Source organism: Holdemanella hominis (assembly GCF_014306155.1).
Classification (GTDB): Bacteria; Bacillota_I; Bacilli_A; order Erysipelotrichales; family Erysipelotrichaceae; genus Holdemanella; species Holdemanella hominis.
This window is the reverse complement of sequence record NZ_JACRWH010000019.1, coordinates 12,676-30,548: the sequence shown is the minus strand read 5'-3', so window position 1 is coordinate 30,548 and position 17,873 is coordinate 12,676. Positions and strand designations below refer to the sequence as shown.

18 protein-coding genes are annotated in these 17,873 nt (G+C 33.6%); 4 read left to right on the top strand and 14 right to left on the bottom strand.

The window, feature by feature from the left end; all coding sequences use genetic code 11:
• Positions 1 to 232: 232 nt before the first annotated feature.
• Positions 233 to 2,005 carry an oligoendopeptidase F gene (gene pepF / locus H8911_RS06140; RefSeq protein ID WP_158567603.1) on the bottom strand — a complete coding sequence of 591 codons (1,773 nt, stop codon included), beginning with the start codon at positions 2,003 to 2,005 and terminating at the stop codon, positions 233 to 235.
• Between the two features lie 39 nt (positions 2,006 to 2,044).
• On the bottom strand, positions 2,045 to 3,271 hold the full coding sequence (locus tag H8911_RS06135) for a DUF234 domain-containing protein (protein WP_244975723.1): 1,227 nt from the start codon (positions 3,269 to 3,271) through the stop codon (positions 2,045 to 2,047).
• A gap of 352 nt (positions 3,272 to 3,623) precedes the next feature.
• Here H8911_RS06135 and H8911_RS12455 point away from each other — a divergent pair, with 352 nt between their 5' ends.
• Together H8911_RS12455 and H8911_RS06130 are read left to right on the top strand one after the other, a co-directional pair.
• Positions 3,624 to 3,761 carry a hypothetical protein gene (locus H8911_RS12455; RefSeq protein WP_222620973.1) on the top strand — a complete coding sequence of 46 codons (138 nt, stop codon included), beginning with the start codon at positions 3,624 to 3,626 and terminating at the stop codon, positions 3,759 to 3,761.
• A gap of 96 nt (positions 3,762 to 3,857) precedes the next feature.
• The gene (locus H8911_RS06130; RefSeq protein WP_186999031.1) at positions 3,858 to 4,613 is read left to right on the top strand and encodes a hypothetical protein; all 756 of its coding nucleotides are present in this window, start codon (positions 3,858 to 3,860) and stop codon (positions 4,611 to 4,613) included.
• A gap of 173 nt (positions 4,614 to 4,786) precedes the next feature.
• Here H8911_RS06130 and H8911_RS06125 read toward each other — a convergent pair whose 3' ends face one another.
• The 7 genes from H8911_RS06125 to H8911_RS06095 form a co-directional block, all read right to left on the bottom strand.
• Positions 4,787 to 5,275: a hypothetical protein gene (locus H8911_RS06125; protein ID WP_186999030.1), complete on the bottom strand. Its 489-nt coding sequence runs from the start codon at positions 5,273 to 5,275 to the stop codon at positions 4,787 to 4,789.
• A 362-nt stretch (positions 5,276 to 5,637) separates the two neighbouring features.
• Positions 5,638 to 5,826 carry an ATP-binding protein gene (locus H8911_RS06120; RefSeq protein ID WP_244975722.1) on the bottom strand — a complete coding sequence of 63 codons (189 nt, stop codon included), beginning with the start codon at positions 5,824 to 5,826 and terminating at the stop codon, positions 5,638 to 5,640.
• A gap of 99 nt (positions 5,827 to 5,925) precedes the next feature.
• Positions 5,926 to 6,669: a copper homeostasis protein CutC gene (locus H8911_RS06115; RefSeq protein ID WP_217255891.1), complete on the bottom strand. Its 744-nt coding sequence runs from the start codon at positions 6,667 to 6,669 to the stop codon at positions 5,926 to 5,928.
• Entirely contained in the window at positions 6,653 to 7,774 is a 1,122-nt protein-coding gene (locus H8911_RS06110; protein ID WP_186999029.1) for a Sapep family Mn(2+)-dependent dipeptidase, read from the bottom strand. The genes H8911_RS06115 and H8911_RS06110 overlap by 17 nt, the downstream gene beginning before the upstream one ends.
• A gap of 1 nt (position 7,775) precedes the next feature.
• Complete coding sequence (locus tag H8911_RS06105) at positions 7,776 to 8,735, bottom strand: glycosylasparaginase (RefSeq protein ID WP_117925073.1); 960 nt, start codon at positions 8,733 to 8,735, stop codon at positions 7,776 to 7,778.
• Between the two features lie 53 nt (positions 8,736 to 8,788).
• Positions 8,789 to 9,112, bottom strand: a complete 324-nt coding sequence (locus H8911_RS06100; RefSeq protein ID WP_117572409.1) for a PTS sugar transporter subunit IIB — start codon at positions 9,110 to 9,112, stop codon at positions 8,789 to 8,791.
• A 9-nt stretch (positions 9,113 to 9,121) separates the two neighbouring features.
• Positions 9,122 to 9,445 carry a PTS sugar transporter subunit IIA gene (locus H8911_RS06095; protein WP_117925071.1) on the bottom strand — a complete coding sequence of 108 codons (324 nt, stop codon included), beginning with the start codon at positions 9,443 to 9,445 and terminating at the stop codon, positions 9,122 to 9,124.
• 171 nt (positions 9,446 to 9,616) lie between these two features.
• On the opposite strand from H8911_RS06095, the gene H8911_RS06090 reads away from it, so the two are divergent.
• Together H8911_RS06090 and H8911_RS06085 are read left to right on the top strand one after the other, a co-directional pair.
• Positions 9,617 to 11,329, top strand: a complete 1,713-nt coding sequence (locus H8911_RS06090; RefSeq protein ID WP_186999028.1) for a M3 family oligoendopeptidase — start codon at positions 9,617 to 9,619, stop codon at positions 11,327 to 11,329.
• The gene (locus tag H8911_RS06085; protein WP_222620972.1) at positions 11,326 to 12,231 is read left to right on the top strand and encodes a dipeptidase; all 906 of its coding nucleotides are present in this window, start codon (positions 11,326 to 11,328) and stop codon (positions 12,229 to 12,231) included. The genes H8911_RS06090 and H8911_RS06085 overlap by 4 nt, the downstream gene beginning before the upstream one ends.
• A 38-nt stretch (positions 12,232 to 12,269) precedes the next feature.
• Here H8911_RS06085 and H8911_RS06080 read toward each other — a convergent pair whose 3' ends face one another.
• From H8911_RS06080 to H8911_RS06060, 5 genes are all read right to left on the bottom strand, one after another.
• Positions 12,270 to 13,730: a M81 family metallopeptidase gene (locus H8911_RS06080; RefSeq protein WP_186999027.1), complete on the bottom strand. Its 1,461-nt coding sequence runs from the start codon at positions 13,728 to 13,730 to the stop codon at positions 12,270 to 12,272.
• Positions 13,731 to 13,734: 4 nt separating this feature from the next.
• Entirely contained in the window at positions 13,735 to 14,817 is a 1,083-nt protein-coding gene (locus H8911_RS06075; RefSeq protein WP_186999026.1) for a M42 family metallopeptidase, read from the bottom strand.
• Positions 14,818 to 14,825: 8 nt separating this feature from the next.
• On the bottom strand, positions 14,826 to 15,848 hold the full coding sequence (locus H8911_RS06070) for a M42 family metallopeptidase (RefSeq protein WP_222620971.1): 1,023 nt from the start codon (positions 15,846 to 15,848) through the stop codon (positions 14,826 to 14,828).
• 114 nt (positions 15,849 to 15,962) lie between these two features.
• Positions 15,963 to 16,484, bottom strand: coding sequence for a GrdB-related putative oxidoreductase (locus H8911_RS06065; protein WP_186999025.1), 522 nt, complete (start codon positions 16,482 to 16,484; stop codon positions 15,963 to 15,965).
• An 18-nt stretch (positions 16,485 to 16,502) separates the two neighbouring features.
• Positions 16,503 to 17,858 (bottom strand): PTS sugar transporter subunit IIC, encoded by a 1,356-nt coding sequence (locus H8911_RS06060; RefSeq protein ID WP_186999024.1) that lies wholly within the window; start codon positions 17,856 to 17,858, stop codon positions 16,503 to 16,505.
• Positions 17,859 to 17,873: the final 15 nt, after the last annotated feature.

The following is a 17,873-nucleotide window of genomic DNA, read 5'->3' as shown; positions in this document are numbered from 1 at the left end:
ATACTTTTCATAGTGACCTCCTATTGTGTTATGGCATCGACACCATAAGTGTTTTTAATCAATTCAATTATGAGTCGTAATCCACGTATTGACAATAGGAGGTCACTTCATATTATCTCAATGAATATCATACCATAATTTTCATCTATTTTCTGAAAATGAATGTATCATTTTTTATCATTTATTTATTACTAATTTTAAAATGACTAAAAGTAGAAAATCAAACGACTTTCTACTTCATAATACTCTCAAATTCATCAATTAAAGAATCAAATAATTCAATCGCATCTTCAATTGGTTTTGGACTTGCCATATCAACCCCAGCCATACGCAATAATTCGACTGGAGACTTTGTACATCCTCCCTTTAAGAAAGATAAGTATGCTTCAATATCAGCTTGTGTTCCATGAAGCAATTTTTGTGATAGAGCCATAGCTGCACTAAATCCTGTCGCATATTGGTATACATAGAAATTCATATAGAAATGTGGAATACGAGCCCATTCCATACTAATTTCATCATCCACAATCACATCTTCTCCATAATAGAATTTATTTAAATCCGCATAGATTTGATTCAATGTATCACTTGTCAAAACTTCGTTGTTTGCTGTTTTTTCATTGATGATCCTTTCAAATTCCGCAAACATACACTGTCTAAATAATGTAGTTCTAAATTGTTCCATAAAGTGATTTATCAAATAAGCCTGGAATTTAGGATCTGAGTTTTGTTTGCGCAAATAATCCATCAATAAAGCTTCATTACAAGTACTGGCAACTTCGGCTACAAATATTTTATAATGACGATCTAATGGAGCCTGATATTTTGTAGACATATAAGAATGCATCGCATGCCCCATTTCATGAGCTAAAGTAAATTCTGTATCTAAAGAATTTGCAAAGTTCATCAAGACAAAAGGATGTACTCTTTGTCCACTTGAATAGGCACCTGAACGCTTTCCTTCATTTTCATATACATCGATCCAACGCGAATTTAATCCTCTTTCATAAACATTGGCATATTCTGTTCCATACAATTGAACGGAATGTAAGATATCTTCTTTGGCCTGTTCAAAAGATACAGGAACGTTACATTCATTGACCATAGGTACATATAGATCATACATATGAAGTTTATCTTTCTTCATAACTTCTTTACGAACTCGCATATATTTATGTAAAACATGGATATTTTTATGTACCGTTTCAATCAATTGTTCATACACTTTTGGTGAAACATTATTCGCATCGACTGCGCATTCTAAACTCGATGCATATTTACGTGCTGTACTATTAAATTTCAACTGATTTGTCTGTCCATTTAAACAAGCAGCTAAAGTATGGATCATAGAACCATAGCCTGCATAAAAATTACGATATGCACTCTCTCTTAGCACTTCATCTTCCTGCTCTAACATATGGATAAATGTACCTGTAGTTAAAGTGTGTTTATTTCCTTTTGAATCGATCGCATCTTCAAATTTTAAATCCGCATTGTTCAACATTCCAAAAATCGAATAAGGTGTGTCTTGCATCAATGAACTGGATGCCATTAATTTTTCTTCTGTTTGAGATAATACGTGTTCTTTTAAACGACATACTTCTTCTAGATATACACGATATCTTTCTAAGATGGGTTCAGATGCATAAAAAGACTCTAAATTTTCAATCTGCATGATTTGTACATCACTAAAAGATAGCTTAGTAAAAACTTCAACCGCTAATGCATTGGCTTTTCCTTTTAATTCTTGATGATGGGCATCTGCCGTATCTTGATCTGACAACAAAGAAGAATAGCCTAAACAATCATCTAATAGACATGTTAATTTTTCATATCCCTTTAAAAATGATAATAAGTTGGATGCATCATCCAATTTTCCATCGCATGCACAAAGCTCATTTCCTAATTCTTTACAAGTATCTAAACAAGCTAGAAATGCTGCTTCATCTTTAAATATATCTTCTGTTCTCCAAGTGTTTTCTATTTTTTGTTCATTACGCTTCATGAGTAAACAACCTCCATTAATACGTCTATTGTAGCACATCTACATCATTTCAAACGAAACTAATCGAATATCATTATTTTTTGCGTATTCTATCGCATCTTCTGTAAAGCCAGAATTAGAAAATGCCATTAAACTCTTATTTTTATATTTAAAAATATCTTTTCGGCTATTTAAAACAGTTAAAACTCGACTATCTAATTCTTTATTTCTCCACTTACATTCACACATTAAGCACGAATCTGAATTTATGGCTACTATATCAATTTCTGCTTCTTCTTTTTTTAATGGGTCATTCCCCCACCACTTGCCAATCTTTTCCGGAATAAACGGTAATGTCAGGAAAACTTGTTCTTGATATATATATTCTGTACACATTTTTTCAAAAACATACCCCATATAATCCGATATTTTTGGTTTAACGTATTGACCATATATAATATGGCCCAAACCCATTTGTATATTTGAATAATTTGGTCTTACAAATTTGTACCAAAACAAAAACATTGTATCTTTTATTTCATATATTGTTTTTCGACTTGATTCTTTTTCAGTAACAGGATATATTTTTTCGACTATGTTTAATTCAATCAAAGACTTCAATAAACTACTGCAAGCAGACGTATCTAGACCCACTTTATTTGCGATTTCATTTAAACGACTAGCCCCCGAAGCAATGGCGCCAAGTATACTATTATAGCTTGCGGGATTTCGCATTTCTTGTTTTAAAAGATTAGTTGCTTCTTCAAAAAAAGTTCCATTTTCATCAAAAAACAAATCTAATATATTCTCATCTAAAGATTTGTTTGTATCTATTTTTGAAAGATATTCAGGAATTCCTCCTGTTATGCCATATGCGATTGCCTGACTTTCTTTATCATAATTCACAAGCATTTTTTGCGTTTCTAAATATGTGAAAGGTGTAATTTTAAATTGTGCACTTCTTCGACCATATAGTGGGCTTTTATATCCCAACACTTGATTTTCCATGAAACTCATACTTGAACCACACAGAATTAAAAACATATTTTTATCTTTCCAGCATAAATCAATATGCTTTTGAATAATAGAAGAAATAGGCGGATAGCTTTCGGCTAAATATGGATATTCATCAATCGCAAGAACTATTTTTTGATTTGTTTCTAACATTTTATCAATCGCATTAAATAAGCTTTCAAATGAATCGTATACGATTGAATCATTCTTCGAAACCACTCGTGACAATCCAATTAAATTTTCTTTTTGTGTCCCTTCCAACGAAACGTACAATAAACTCTCTTTATTTGGATTATTTCGGAATATGAGTGATGAAATAATCCTTTGTTTATAGGACAAAAATCAATAATGTAGTAAAATATAAGCAAAGATGAATTGTTTTAGTTCATTTCGTTGCTTATTTTTTATTACAGGAGGCGCTGTAAATGCCAGATTTCAGCAAATATACAGACCAAGAAATAATTGATGGTCTAAGAAAAAGAAAGTCACTACCTAAGCAATTGAATACTGTTATATCCGCATCCATAGAAAATAATTTTAAAGAACATAACATTACTTTAAACTGTCCTCATTGTAGTTCGTCCAAATATGTTAGTAATGGGCAAAATGCATATGTTTAGGCCCAATGAATATTAATGAATTAGAAAGCATAAATAATTACATTGGCGATGTTTCTTATATTTGTACGGATATGTTTAGCGTCTATTCGAATTGGTGTGATAAAAATGGATACACGCATTATGTTGAACCATCAACTTATTGAGCTGAAAGAAAGGCTCGTGGTTATATTGATACTGATAATTTATACCATAAACTTACAAAGCAAGAATATGCGAAAGATGAAGCTATAAATCGCCAAATGTATAAAGAAAAACGTTATCCACATATTGAAAATAGTAAGAAACCTATTTCATTCGATGAATTTAATGTTATTAGATATAAATTTAAACTTGGTATTAATGGAGTTAATGCTTTTCATTCAATGTTAGATAAATATTTAGTTAAGAATACTACTGGTGTAAGCAGTGATTATTTACAAGACTATATAGGCACTTTTGTGTATCTTCAAAATTATAAAACTAATCATAAAATTAAAAATTTTGCTCGTTTAGATGCAACCAAGATTTTATGTGAAATGATTAGACATACCCTTAAATATAAAGACAATCCCAAAGAAAAAGATATTTTAAATAAAGAGCTTAATTTAAGACGTCCATCTAAGAAAACTATTAAGAAATCGCAAGACATGATTAGAGAAGCAAGAAAAGTTATTAATTTATCAAAAGATGATAAAGATAAATCTGAATTTGAGGGAAATGATGAAACATCGATGTATATCTTCAATAAATATCATTTTTTCAACAATCTCGGCGCCAAAAGATTAAACGAGCTTATTAAAGAAAACAGTTTATATGTTAAAGGTGCTCATAAAAGACAAAAAGTAAAAGCTATATGTTCGCTACCAAATGTTCAAGATATCATCTTCAGAGAAGTATATATTCAAAATTATGGTTCTATAGTAGAATTTACCAATGTCATTAAAGGGATTACCACAACCAAAAGGAAACAAGGAAGACCTAAAGGTTCTAAGAACAAGAAAAAGCAGGATTATTAGTCCTGCCTAATTAATTGAATATATAAAACTAGATACCAAGGATAAATCAACCTTTAAAAGTCATAGGGATTTTTACTTTTAGAAAGTGATAGCCTTTAAACACTTTTAGGGTGAAATCTGTTATTTGTTTTTGTAAATTTCTTGGATTATTATATTTAGTCTACATAAACATGTTAAATTAACTCTTTTAATAATTCATTTTTAACATCGGTTATATGTTGCCTAAAAAAATTAGGATTGCTGTTTTCGTATGCAAGAATCCTTTTTAATTTATTCTCTAACTCGCTTATTAGTGTTTTATTTTTTACAATATGAATGGAAGCAGTATAGTTATTTATATATCCTCTTTCTATATACTTATCAATAACTGGAATAACATCAGATATAAAGAATATACTTTTAATTGTGGTTTGTCCTATATGATAATAGCAAGAAGCTATATTCTCTGGTGGCAAATTAATAAAATTATTAATTCTTCTTTTAGCAGAAGCGTCCCTATGGTTATAATTACCTACTGGAATAGCCCAATACAATCCTTTATGTTCCAAGGATTCTATACAACAAAAAATTGGTCTATCTTTTGTATCGTTCCATTCTCCACCGACTCGTTTTATTAAATTATATAAATCTCTTTTTCCAAAATACATTGCATTTTTAATCATTTAATACAATACCTCACCCCGAATAAATAAAGGGAGGCTATGAAGCCTCCATAACGGTGATACTTGGACCACACCGTAAAGGTCATTTGTCTCAAACGGTGATACTTGGACCACACCGTAAAGGTCTTTTGTCTCAAACGGCGATACTTGGACCACACCGTAAAGGTCATTTGTTTCCATATCTATCGATACACCTATAATATACCACAAATTGTGATAATTGCAAGAATTTTTACTCTTATCTCTATTGTTGTAGTGCTTTCCTTTTTAGATTATAGCATTATTTAATTGTGATATAAAAAATAATTATCACAAATGCAAAAACAATTCATCTTAGGTAAAATCAATAGTTCTGAACTTAATTAGAGGCTTTTGCTATGGGATGTATTGTCATCCATCAATTCCGAAATAATCCCTTTATTTTTCAAAAATTCACGAATCAAAGTTGTTTTTCCAACTCTTCGACGACCATAGATTACCGCAAACTGAAATTCATTCGTTGAATACATTTTTTCTAATTTTATTAATTCACTTTCTCTACCAACAAACATATAAGATCTCCGTTTACTAAGTTATGACTTACTTAGTTATAACTTAGTAAGTTATATCATTCCTTACAACTTTGTACAAGAAAAGACGGGAAAACCGCCTTACTTTATACTATCAACTAATTTTTTTACCAACTCTACATCCACTACATCATAGTCATTTTCATGTGGACTAGCCAAGTAACTATAAGAAACGCCATTTTTTGTTGTTGTCGCATCTGCCTTATAGCTCTTACAAGACGAATGCACCTGATATACACCTGTATAATTCATCATCATTTTTGCGTTTTCTGCATTCATTCCACTGCCAGGAAGAATCTGAATCTTATCACCATATTGATTATTCAATACTTTAATTAAATCAATACCTTCCATAGCTTTTGCTTTTTGTCCACTTGTAAGTACGCGATCCGCCCCTAAATCAATCAATGTTTCAATGGCTTCAAATGCATCTGGCGTAACATCAAAAGCTCTGTGGAATACAGCTTCCTTATTGTACGAATGAATTAAGTCGATCATTCTTTTTGTGTCCTCTTCACAAATTGTGCCATCCTCATTTAAGAAACCAAACGCAATTCCATCAGCACCATGATCCAAAAGAATCTTGGCATCTTCAAACATAATTTCTACATCTTCTTTTTCATAACAGAAACCAGCAGCACGCACACGTACCATACAAATTACAGTTAAGTCTGTTTCTTTTTTTACACGAACTAGACTCGCGACACTTGGCGTTAAGCCACCAACACTTAACGCACTATTTAATTCAACCCTTTTTGCACTACCCTGATATGCAGCTATACAATCTTGATAACTACCTGCACATACTTCAATCATTCTCTCCATTAGCCAACCTCACTATACTTAATGCGTATATTTTCGCATTTAAAATCAAATCACTACGATCCATCCATTCATTCGGATTGTGCCCAATGCCCTTTTGTCCAGGAAAACTAGGTCCAAAAGGAACTATATTTGGCATGATCTTCGCATAAGTTCCACCCGTAGTTGTAACTGGCGTCCCATCCATGCCTGTTACCTTTTCATAAGTCGCCTTTAATGTTTGACATAAGAATCCATTTTTATCAAAATAAACAGGATCATAATTATGTATACATTCTACTTGTAGTCCTTTGCTTAATTTAGATTTGATTGTCACTTCTATTGTATCATTACTAATACTTGCAGGATAGCTAAAAGAGAAGTCAAAGCCAAGTTTTCCTTCTAAATCCACCAGCTTTTTATTGCTCATCTGCATTTTACCAAATTCAGGATCCTCCATGTTTAGTCCCAATTTATTTCCAAATCCATTATCTGATAAAATATATTCATTAATAAATTGGTTGAATACAGTTTTATTTTTAACAGCCGTACTCACACGATAGGTACTTCTTCCTCTTTCCGCATATACAACCGGATATTTACAATCGGGTGTCCAGCCCATAATAGGTGGTTTTCTGACTTCAAGGAAATGTGTTAAATCTTCAAATCCCGTTTCTTCATTGGTTCCAAACAAAATATAAACAGGACGCTTTAACTGAATTTTCAATTCCTTTATGGCATATAATGCGTATAAACAAGATAAAGTCGGCCCTTTATTATCTAAAATGCCGCGGGCAAAGATTCTGCCATTTTCATCTTCATAAGCTGAGAACGGAGGATGATTCCATCCTTCTCCTACAGGTACAACATCTAAATGTCCCATAATGCCAATATAGTCTTCTCCTTGACCATATTTGGCAATACCCACCATATGATCGACGTTTTCTGTTTCAAAACCTAATTCACGAGCTAATTTCAATGCTTCTTCTAAAGCTTTATTTACGCCTTCTCCAAAAGGCATACCTGGCTTAGCTTCACTTTGTACACTATCGATTTGAACAATTCTTTTGATTCCTGAAATCATCTCTTCGCTGATTTCATCGATTTTCTTTAATAATGCCTCTTCCATTTTATTTCCTTACTAATGGAGCTGTGCGCGTAGCCATATAGTTGTCCATCCATTCTTTACTTGCGACTTCAAATGTGCATTTTCCATCCTCATCATGATTTACTAAATATACTGTTGGGACTTGTTTTTCAGTTGCCACTACAAAACTAAAACCTTCAATATTTGTAGCACAACCCCATTCCCCCTTATTATTCATCGCAATCAAAGACATGTCTCCAGCTTTCCCTCTTCTTCGTTTTAATTCTAAATCAAAATCGTGTACAGCCTTTTCACACGCTTGTTGAGGATGCATGCCTTCTTTCATTAGGCGAACAATTTCATAAGAAACACAGCCCTTCATAACATCTTCCCCTAACCCTGTAGCACTCGCTCCTCCAACAAAAGAATCTACATAGAATCCAGAACCACATACAGGCGAATCGCCTAGACGTCCTGGATGTTTCATGAACAATCCAGAAGTACTTGTAGCACTTGTCATATGTCCTGCAGTATCTAAACAAACCATACCTACTGTGTCATGTCCTGAATATGGTTTTAATTCCGTATTTGTGATTTCTTTTGTACGATTGTGATAATGAATCTTGGCACGATCTGTAAGCATTGTTTTTCTTTCAAAGCCATGTCTTGAAGCATATTTTTCAGCACCTTGACCAATTAGGAAGTTGTTGGCATCATAGTGCATTAGACTACGTGCAATACTAACAGGGTTGGCAAAATCTTTAACGCCTCCAACACATCCAAATTCTAGTGTATCCCCATCCATAAAAGCAGCATCTAATTCCACTTCCATTTCTTCATTTGGAAGTCCTCCATATCCTACACTTTTATAGTATTCAAAATCCTCTACAGCTTTGATTGCTTCTTCAATCGAATCCGCTGCACTTTCGTTATTTTTTAACATAGAATCTGCTTTTGAAATTCCTTCTAAAGCCATTCTCCATGTTGCGATAATTCCGTACATACATTTTCCTCCTACATATGATTCAAAAATAAAATCGCTTTAAAAAAGCGACCTTATTTGTTTTTAAATTTTTTCATTTGCACGATAGCTTTTTTTAATACTTTTTCTGCATCCATCATACCATAATCTGTTGGATCAATAACCATAACTGGTGTTTTATCACCGTATTTTTTATTGATTTCATCAAATAAGAATTTAGTTTGTGGACCAATCAAGATACAATCTAAAGTATTTTTTTCAATGATGTCTTGAATGATTTTATATGAAAATGCCTTACATTCAATTGGCAAGTTGTGACTGTCAGCCACGTCCTGCATACGTTGTGCCATCATACTTGTTGACATCCCATTATCACAAAATAAGTATACTCTTTTCATATTCGTCTCCTACCTATTCTCAATATCTTGAAATTTCTTGAAAATCACGATTTGTTGTTGGGCAAAAGCCTTAAAATTTTCAGCTGCCATCAATTGATCCTCTGCATGCATCAACAACATATTTACCGCAACAGACTCTCCTCTTGCCTCTTGTTGAATCAAAGAAGCATGTGCTTCATGACCTTTAATATAAATAGCATCTCCTTCTTTAATTAATTCTTCTGCCTTATCAAATTCGTATTCCTGCGCCTTACGTGCTGCTTCAATATAGCTTGATTTTGCAGTACCTACACAAGAAATAATTTGAAAGCTTATCATTTCCAAGTTTTCCATAGATACCCTCCTTGTTCTGATTGTATTGTACATCATACAAATTTTCTTTTCTATGAATCGAACTTCCTAGCGATTAGGAAATATTCGATTATTCCTAACATCTAGGAAATTCCTTTCTGAGTATTCCATTCCTATACTTCCTATAATTAATATAGAAAGACAGGTGTACAAATGACAAACAATTATAAATGGGATTTATCTAAATTATATACTGGTTATGATGATCCAATCTTTTTAAAGGACTATGACCAGTTAGTAAACTACAAAATAGAAAACGTGACCACAAACACTTCCTTTAAACAACTCGAAGAAATCAAAGACTTAGAATATCGACTTCGTTTATATGTAACATTAAGACTAAGTGTAGAAGCCAACAATGAAGATGCTATTTTATGGTCAAGCAAAGTATTAAGTGCTTGTGCTGTAGCCGCAAATCAAATGAATGAATTATGGACAAAAATCTTAGAAGATAAAGAAATCAAGCAATCAAGTTATTATTCAACCTATAAATTTATCATTGAAGAAAAATTAAACAATGCTAAACACACATTGCCTTTAGAACAGCAGGAAATATTAAACTTAGTATATCCAACAAGTAAAAAAGCTTTCTCAGACATGTACTATGCACTAACTGGAAATGCCAAGGCCAACTATCGTGGGAACAGCTTACCCTTAACACAAGTAAAGAATATGTGTCATGATAATGATTCCAACGTTCGTAAAGATGCCTTCCTAGCCGAGCTTGAAGCCTATAAACCAATTGAAACACCACTTGCCTTTGCGGTAAGTGCCATTAAGAAACAACAACTTATAGAAGCACGCTTACTTGGCTATAAAGATCCTTTAGAAAAAATGTTGATTGAATCAAGAATGTCATCCAAAACATTAGATGCGATGATGAGTAGTATTCAAAAATATTTACCTGTATTTAGAAAATACCTTCGTACAAAGGCCAAGATGCTAGGTTATGATCATGGTCTTCCTTGGTATGAAATCTATGCCACTTTACAAGAATGTGACTTTAATTTCTCTATTGAAGATTGCGAATCCTATATTTTGGATGCTTTTGAAAAAGTAGGTGAAAACTTACATGAAATGACAAAAACTGCATTTAATGAACATTGGATTGATTATCCAACTTATGAAGGTAAACAACCTGGCGCATTCTGTGAAAACCTGGGTTGGATCCATGAAAGTCGTATTATCACAAACTACAACAATACATTAAGTGATATTATTACAGTTGCCCATGAGTTAGGTCATGCTTTCCATGGAGAAATGATTGAAGAACAAGCTATTTTAAACCGTGATTATTGTATGCCACTGGCAGAAACGGCAAGTACATTTAATGAAAATGTAATGTATAACTATATGGCAAGCATTTTACCTAAAAAAGAAAAATTATTAGTCATTGATACACAATTATCGGCATTATGTCAAAACGTATTGGACATCTATGCGCGATTCTTATTTGAAAAATCTGTATTTGAGCATATTGAAGAAGGTTTCTTAAATGCCAAACAACTATGTGAACTAATGAAGGAAGCCCTAAATAAATCATTCGGTGATGGTTTAGACAAGAACTGGATACATCCTTATCGTTGGATTACAAAGGTACATTACTACATTCCAGATATCGCGTACTATAACTTCCCATATACATTTGGTGCTTTATTTTCTCGTGGTTTATACGCAAAATTCAAAAAGGAAGGGACATCATTTATTCCTAAATATGAAAAACTACTAGCTGCAACAACCACAAATACTTGTGAAAATGTCGCAAGTATGGCAGATATCAACATTGAAGAAGAATCGTTCTGGCAAGAAAGTCTACAATCGATTGCCGATCAAATTCAAGACTTCTTAAAGGAGTTAAGCGCATGATCTCATTTGCGAATTTACATGATGATATAGGAAATGATTTGTTCGATCATAAAGAACAGTTGAATCGTTTGGATGAATTTCACTATCCTCGCTTTAAAGAAGGCACCATGAAATTTTCTGCCATTGTCTGCTGCTTTAGCGGCACTGAATCATGGCAAGATATGCAAGAATGTATCGTATATGCCAATGATTGTATTCATTCAAGTAAACATTTCTCATTTAACAACGATAAAGATATTCAAGTCTTTATCGCTGTTGAAGGTATGTGTGGAATTAAAGAAGATGTCACAAATAAAATTCAATGGTTATATAATCATAATGTACGTCTTGGTTCATTATGCTGGAACGATGATAATGCCTTAGCTTGTGGTGCAAGAACAAATAATAAACCATTAACAGATCTAGGTGTTGAAGCGATTCAAGCTATGAATCATATTGGCATAGCCATTGATACAAGTCATTGTTGCGAATGGAACTTCTATGATATCGCAAAAACAAGTACAAAGCCCATCATCGCATCTCACAGTAATGTGAAGGCTTTATACAATCATTACCGTAACTTGAGCGATTTACAACTAGACATTATTAGAAATAAACAAGGACTAGTTGGAGGTATTCCGGTTCGTTGGTTTGTGAAGAACAAGAAAGAAAATGCGACACTAGATGACTTTATTGAAATCCTTGAATACTTAAAAGAAAAGATTGGTATTGAACATATCGCATTAGGTTTTGATTTTATGGACTATATTCCTGGCATGGAAGATAGTAATGTGGTTGGTATGAAGGACATCACAGAAATCCAAAATATTGCACTAAAACTCAAGAAAAATGAATTCACAGATGAAGAAATCAATGCGATTTGTTTCAACAATGCATATTCATTTATGCAAAACTATTTATAAAAGATAAAATCCACCGAGCGGTGGATTTATTTTTTTCATTAAATTTCGTCTAATTCACGATCATCATATGGATACATTGGTCTATGAATTTGTCTAAATACAAGCTTTTCACTCGCTTGATTTGTAGGCCCATCCGTTAGTGCCATAACACAATACGATGCATATGCATCAAATTCAGCTGAGATATAACCTTGTTTAACAACAACGACATCATAATCATCTAGATTTAGGCCGCTTGTTACATATTGGGCTGGCTCATAATATTGAATGGCATCATTTTCAACCACAACATACACAGGCATGTTTTCTACCTTTACAGTAATTACTGTACCAATATCTTCTTTACCAACATACATTTCTTCAGCTAAGCCTTTGGCTACAACACTACCTTTAATATGGATTTTCTGACATAGTTCATCATAGTCCATACCCAAATCAAATTCGACATTGTCGCCAACCTTTTTTTTCATTAAGAAAGCATGTGCATTAAAATCAACGATTCCCGAAACTAAGTATTTCTTATGATTAAAATCATCTAAATTCATAATTTGTCTTAAAACATAATTATTAAAGCCATCCGCACCAGATCCTACATTATCTCCAGAATCGGTAATAAAGCATGTTCCTTGATCACGATAAACAACTTGTTTAATCGCATCTTCTAAAGAAGCTACATTTCCATGATAGTGGAATTCATGACGTTTTGAATAGGCAAATTCGCGAATTTTTCTTGCCCACATATCCGCAAATTCTGTGTCTTTTTTTGTCTTTGGACATACGACAACAGAACATCCTAAGTTTGGTCCATCATGTCTTAAATAACCAATGTGGAAAGAGGCTGAACGAATGCGACCTGTCTTTTCAGCTTCTTCTAACATATTGTTGATAGACACCATGGGTTCATCAAAAGATACACTTTTTTCTCCACCAATAATAATGGGAACACGATAATAAATTGGATGAATATCTTCTCTATGATTTAATAGATCAATAAAATCTTTAGCCATAAATTGATACGTTTCCTTTGTATCAATGTGTGGTGAGTGTCTATAACATCTTAATAGATTTACATTTGAAACTAATTCTTCCGATAAATTTCCGTGTGGATCCATAACTAGGGCAATAGGCATATATGGTCCAACAATAGCACGAATTTCGCGTAGAATCGCATGTTCTGCTGAACCTCCTTGTAAACCAATCACCTTACTAGCACCATGAAGAAACAAGAAGATTCCATCAATTTCGTGTAGATGTTCTTTCACACTTTGTTTGAACTTATCCACAATAAATTCATAAGCCTGTAAAGTTACAGGTCCATGGGGATGTCCAATCGCACCAATACTTGGAATCAATTCAATGCCATTTTTTTCAAAAATATCTCGACAATACATAGAGTCGATACAGTCTTCTCCATATTTCAAAATAAATTTATCTAGACTCATTAAAGATCTAGAGTGTTCATTGGATTCTGAACTAAATCTTCCAACTAATACTTTCATTGTTTTATCCTTTCAAAATCTGCAACAATTCATTATCTAATCTACGAGCAAATTCAGCCATTAATAATACAGTTTGCCAATAATCCTTACGATGAATGATCAATCGATGAGAATGCATATAACGTGTAGGAATAGATAATGTCATTGTGACAACACCATCATGTGCTTTATGAATATTATCGGCATCTGTTCCACCACATGTCATCATGTCATAATTGATGTCTAAATCTAAATCTTTACAGATTTCTTCCATCTTTGCGATAAAATTTTTATTTGCAATAATTCCCGCATCCATTAAACTTAATACAACACCTTTTCCTAAGCCATTGATTCCTTTATCCATTGGTGTATCCATACTTGTTGTTACGTCTAAGGCAATCGCAACATCTGGATGTAACATATTTGCGGCTGTTCTTGCTCCTCTTAAACCAACTTCTTCTTGTACCGTACCAACACCATATAAATTACATTTATGCTTATCTTGACTTAAAAGACGCATTACATCTACAACCATAGCTGCACATAAACGATCATCCCAGGCTTTTCCCATTAAATAGTTTGGGTTGTTCATAACTGTAAATTCTGTATCTGGCGTAATCATATCGCCAATTTGAATTCCTAATTCTTCAACTTCAGCACGGTTTGCGACACCCAAATCTAAAAATAAATCTAAGGGATGAATAACTTTTTCTTTGACTTCCTTACTCAATCCATGAGGCGCACTCGATCCTACAACACCTTGATATCTTTTCCCTTCATGTGTTGTCACTACAAGCGTCTGACTAGGTAGTACATGTCCCCACCATCCTCCAACTGGGAGCATACGAATGTAGCCTTGTTCATCAATTTCGCGCACTAGAAAACCAACTTCATCCATGTGTCCACAAATCATAAAAGTAGGCTGGTCTTCTTCTCCTTTTTGAAGTCCAATGATGGATCCTAAATTATCATATGTGATTTCATCCGCATAGGGATTCATCCACTTTTTCATCATGCGACTCACTTCTTTTTCGTTTCCACTAATACCATGAGCCTCACTTAATTCTTTCAGCATTTCTAAATTAATATCACCAATTGCTTGTTCCATAGTATCACCTATCGATTTGATTCCTTAAATTCTTGAATCTTTTCTTCATTTAAATGTTCAACAAATACAGTTAAAGCTTTTTTTGCGCAGTCATAATCATTTAGATCCATACTTTCAATTGCGCTATATGCATTTTGAATCGCAATCGATACATTGAGTGTTGGACATCCAGCAAACAATTTGTGTACCCATGCCCCTTCATTTAGATCCATACTATAGTAGTGCTGATATGCGATATCTTCCTCTTTACAGATTTGTACTAATGCATCTAATAAACCGCGGTTTGGCATCATTCCTTTATCGTAGAAAGATACTAATAAGCCTTTTCCTAGCTCTCCTACGCTTTGGTCTTTTTCATCTAATGTTTTAGCTATCTTACAACCAAGTACAACACCTAGATCAGGTTTTACTAGTCCTGTAGCTGTTGTAGCGCCTCGCTGTCCTACTTCTTCCATAACGCAAGCTCCAACATATAAATCAAAATCAAATTCTTTATCTCTAACAGCTTTTAATAATTCAACAGCCATTAAACATCCAACTCTTGATTCTAATGCTTTTGAAATACATTGTTTTTGTACTTTGACAAATGGACCGTCTACAACGACACTATCTCCTACAAATACACCAAGTGCTAATGTTTCTTCTTTTGAATACGTTCCAAAATCGATAACCATTTTTTCTGTACCTACCACAAAGGCATTGACTTCACCTGTTTTTGTTTTTACACGCAAACGACTTCCTGGTAAGTATTGTTTATTGATTTTACCTATTTCAATAAATTCAGCACTTCCATTATCATTAATTTTTGTGATCATTAATCCTGATTCATCCATGTGTGTAATTACTAATACGCGCTTTGCGTTTTCCTTTTTACTTTTCTTTACGCCAAATACAGAGCCTAAATTATCATATACAATTTCATCACAATATGGCTCTAAGTATTGTGCCATACATTTGCCAACATTTTTTTCATCTCCTGAAATTGAAATTGTTTGTGTTAAAGTATTAAGTATTTTTAATGTTTCTGACATGATTATGTCCTCCTTATATAAAGCAGTATAGACCTATTTTGTTTCACTAGATTCCAAATGTGTTTCCTATTGTTAGGAACATAAAGAAAACCAGCTCAATCGAGCTGGTCATTATTAATAAGCATGTTTTTCTAAGAATTCAGCAGTATCTTTTTTGTCGACTAACATTTTAGCGTATTCACACATAGCGCTTAATGATTCATTCAATCCGATTCCACCTTTTTTAGGCATTTTTAAAATTGTAACTTTATCTTTGTATGTTTCAATAGCCTTTTCACACTCTTGTGACATGATCGCAAAAGCAGGAATATTTGTTAGTTCTGAAATTGCTTCAGCTGATTTAGCAGCCATGATACCATAATTTGCATAGTTGAAACATGGTCCACAGATAACTACATCTGGATTAAATTTTTTTGCCATAGCCGCAAACTTCTTTGCGTTAAGTTCTGGCTCGGCTAAAAAAGTACCGTCTCCACAATATAAAGTAGCGATGACTTTCCCTCCTTGTTGATCCAAGAATCGAGTAAACATTTCACAAGAACCAATTCCCATTGCTTTTCCGCCCATAGGTAAATCAGGACTTTCTTTTCCTCCTAAACCAGCTTGTGTCTGGTCAAAAATCATCATAACTTTCATTGTGTTATCCTCCTAATCTTATAGATTATCTAAATCTAAATCGTCAAATGAGATATCGTCTTCTTCGCTTGACTCATTTGCAGCAGCAGCTTCTTCTGCTAAATATTTTTTATCTAATGTTCTAATGAATGGATAATAAATCATCAATCCTAATACCAACAAGAAGATTTGCCATACACTTGCTCTCCAAGATCCTGTAGCCAACCATCCTGAGAATCCAATTGGAGTTGTCCAAGGTAAGTTTACACCTGTTGTTCGTGGAATAATACCCCATAAAGTTGCGAAATATGATAGGATCAAGTTCATCATTGGAACTAAAATAAATGGAATCGCAATAACTGGGTTTAATACAACTGGTAAACCGAAGATAATTGGTTCGTTGATTCCAAAGAATCCTGGGACAATAGATAATTTTCCTAATTGTTTAATACGTTCAGATTTACATACTGTAACCATCAAGATTACTAATGATAGAGTAGATCCTCCACCACCGAAGTTACAGAAGAAGTTACTGAATGGGTTTGTGAAGATATATGGTAATGCTTCACCAGCTTCGAATGCGATTAATTGTTTTGCAGTTAATACGTTACCAATGAAGAATACTGAGTTACATACAGCTGGTCCGTTGATACCAAAGAACCAGAAGAAAGTACACATGAATGAATATAATGCGTTAGCTCCTAATGTATCTCCTAAACCTTCCAATGGTGTTTGTAGAATGGCTACTACGAAGTCTTGGAAGTATCCAAATTCTGTGAATGAGAAAACAATACGTACTAAGAATGCAACTCCCATAACTAGAGCACTTGGCACTAATGCAGCGAATGAATCTGCAACTGCAGGAGGTACACCTTTAGGCATCTTAATTGTCCATCCCTTTTTATAAGCGAAGGCAAATAACCATACTCCAAGAGTCGCACAAATCAAGGCCATGAAAATTCCGTTTGGTCCGATATAATCAAAATCTAAACCTGCGAAAATAGCATCTTCAACAACTTCACCTGAATCTCTAACAGCTGTGTGAATTGTTGGCATTAAAATAAAATAAGAAACCAATGCAACGGCAGCACCTTGAATCTTGTCTGCTTTAAATTCTCTTGCCATCGCATATCCTGTACCTAATGCAGTTAATAAACCTGTACAGTTAAATGATGCACGAGATACCGCCTTGAACCAGTCTGTCCAACCTGCACCAAGTACTGATGATACTGCAGCATCCCATCCTGGAATTGGGAAGTTTGCAATCAACAAGAAGACTGAACCAACAATTAATAATGGTGTAGAAATCAAGAAACCATCACGAATTGCGATTAACACTCGATTTTTAGTTAGAACATCTGCCATAGGCATTAAAATTTTTTCTAGCTTGTCCATAAACACTCTCCTTTA

Coding starts and splice junctions, on each gene's coding strand:
- H8911_RS06095 (WP_117925071.1), bottom strand. CDS start 9,445: ATGGAAAACTTGGAAATGATAAGCTTTCAAATTATTTCTTGTGTAGGT.
- H8911_RS06115 (WP_217255891.1), bottom strand. CDS start 6,669: ATGGAGAGAATGATTGAAGTATGTGCAGGTAGTTATCAAGATTGTATA.
- H8911_RS06100 (WP_117572409.1), bottom strand. CDS start 9,112: ATGAAAAGAGTATACTTATTTTGTGATAATGGGATGTCAACAAGTATG.
- H8911_RS12455 (WP_222620973.1), top strand. CDS start 3,624: ATGAATATTAATGAATTAGAAAGCATAAATAATTACATTGGCGATGTT.
- H8911_RS06060 (WP_186999024.1), bottom strand. CDS start 17,858: ATGGACAAGCTAGAAAAAATTTTAATGCCTATGGCAGATGTTCTAACT.
- H8911_RS06120 (WP_244975722.1), bottom strand. CDS start 5,826: ATGTTTGTTGGTAGAGAAAGTGAATTAATAAAATTAGAAAAAATGTAT.
- H8911_RS06085 (WP_222620972.1), top strand. CDS start 11,326: ATGATCTCATTTGCGAATTTACATGATGATATAGGAAATGATTTGTTC.
- H8911_RS06130 (WP_186999031.1), top strand. CDS start 3,858: ATGTATAAAGAAAAACGTTATCCACATATTGAAAATAGTAAGAAACCT.
- H8911_RS06065 (WP_186999025.1), bottom strand. CDS start 16,484: ATGAAAGTTATGATGATTTTTGACCAGACACAAGCTGGTTTAGGAGGA.
- H8911_RS06105 (WP_117925073.1), bottom strand. CDS start 8,735: ATGTACGGAATTATCGCAACATGGAGAATGGCTTTAGAAGGAATTTCA.
- H8911_RS06080 (WP_186999027.1), bottom strand. CDS start 13,730: ATGAAAGTATTAGTTGGAAGATTTAGTTCAGAATCCAATGAACACTCT.
- H8911_RS06110 (WP_186999029.1), bottom strand. CDS start 7,774: ATGGAAGAGGCATTATTAAAGAAAATCGATGAAATCAGCGAAGAGATG.
- H8911_RS06090 (WP_186999028.1), top strand. CDS start 9,617: ATGACAAACAATTATAAATGGGATTTATCTAAATTATATACTGGTTAT.
- H8911_RS06075 (WP_186999026.1), bottom strand. CDS start 14,817: ATGGAACAAGCAATTGGTGATATTAATTTAGAAATGCTGAAAGAATTA.
- H8911_RS06125 (WP_186999030.1), bottom strand. CDS start 5,275: ATGATTAAAAATGCAATGTATTTTGGAAAAAGAGATTTATATAATTTA.
- pepF (WP_158567603.1), bottom strand. CDS start 2,005: ATGAAGCGTAATGAACAAAAAATAGAAAACACTTGGAGAACAGAAGAT.
- H8911_RS06070 (WP_222620971.1), bottom strand. CDS start 15,848: ATGTCAGAAACATTAAAAATACTTAATACTTTAACACAAACAATTTCA.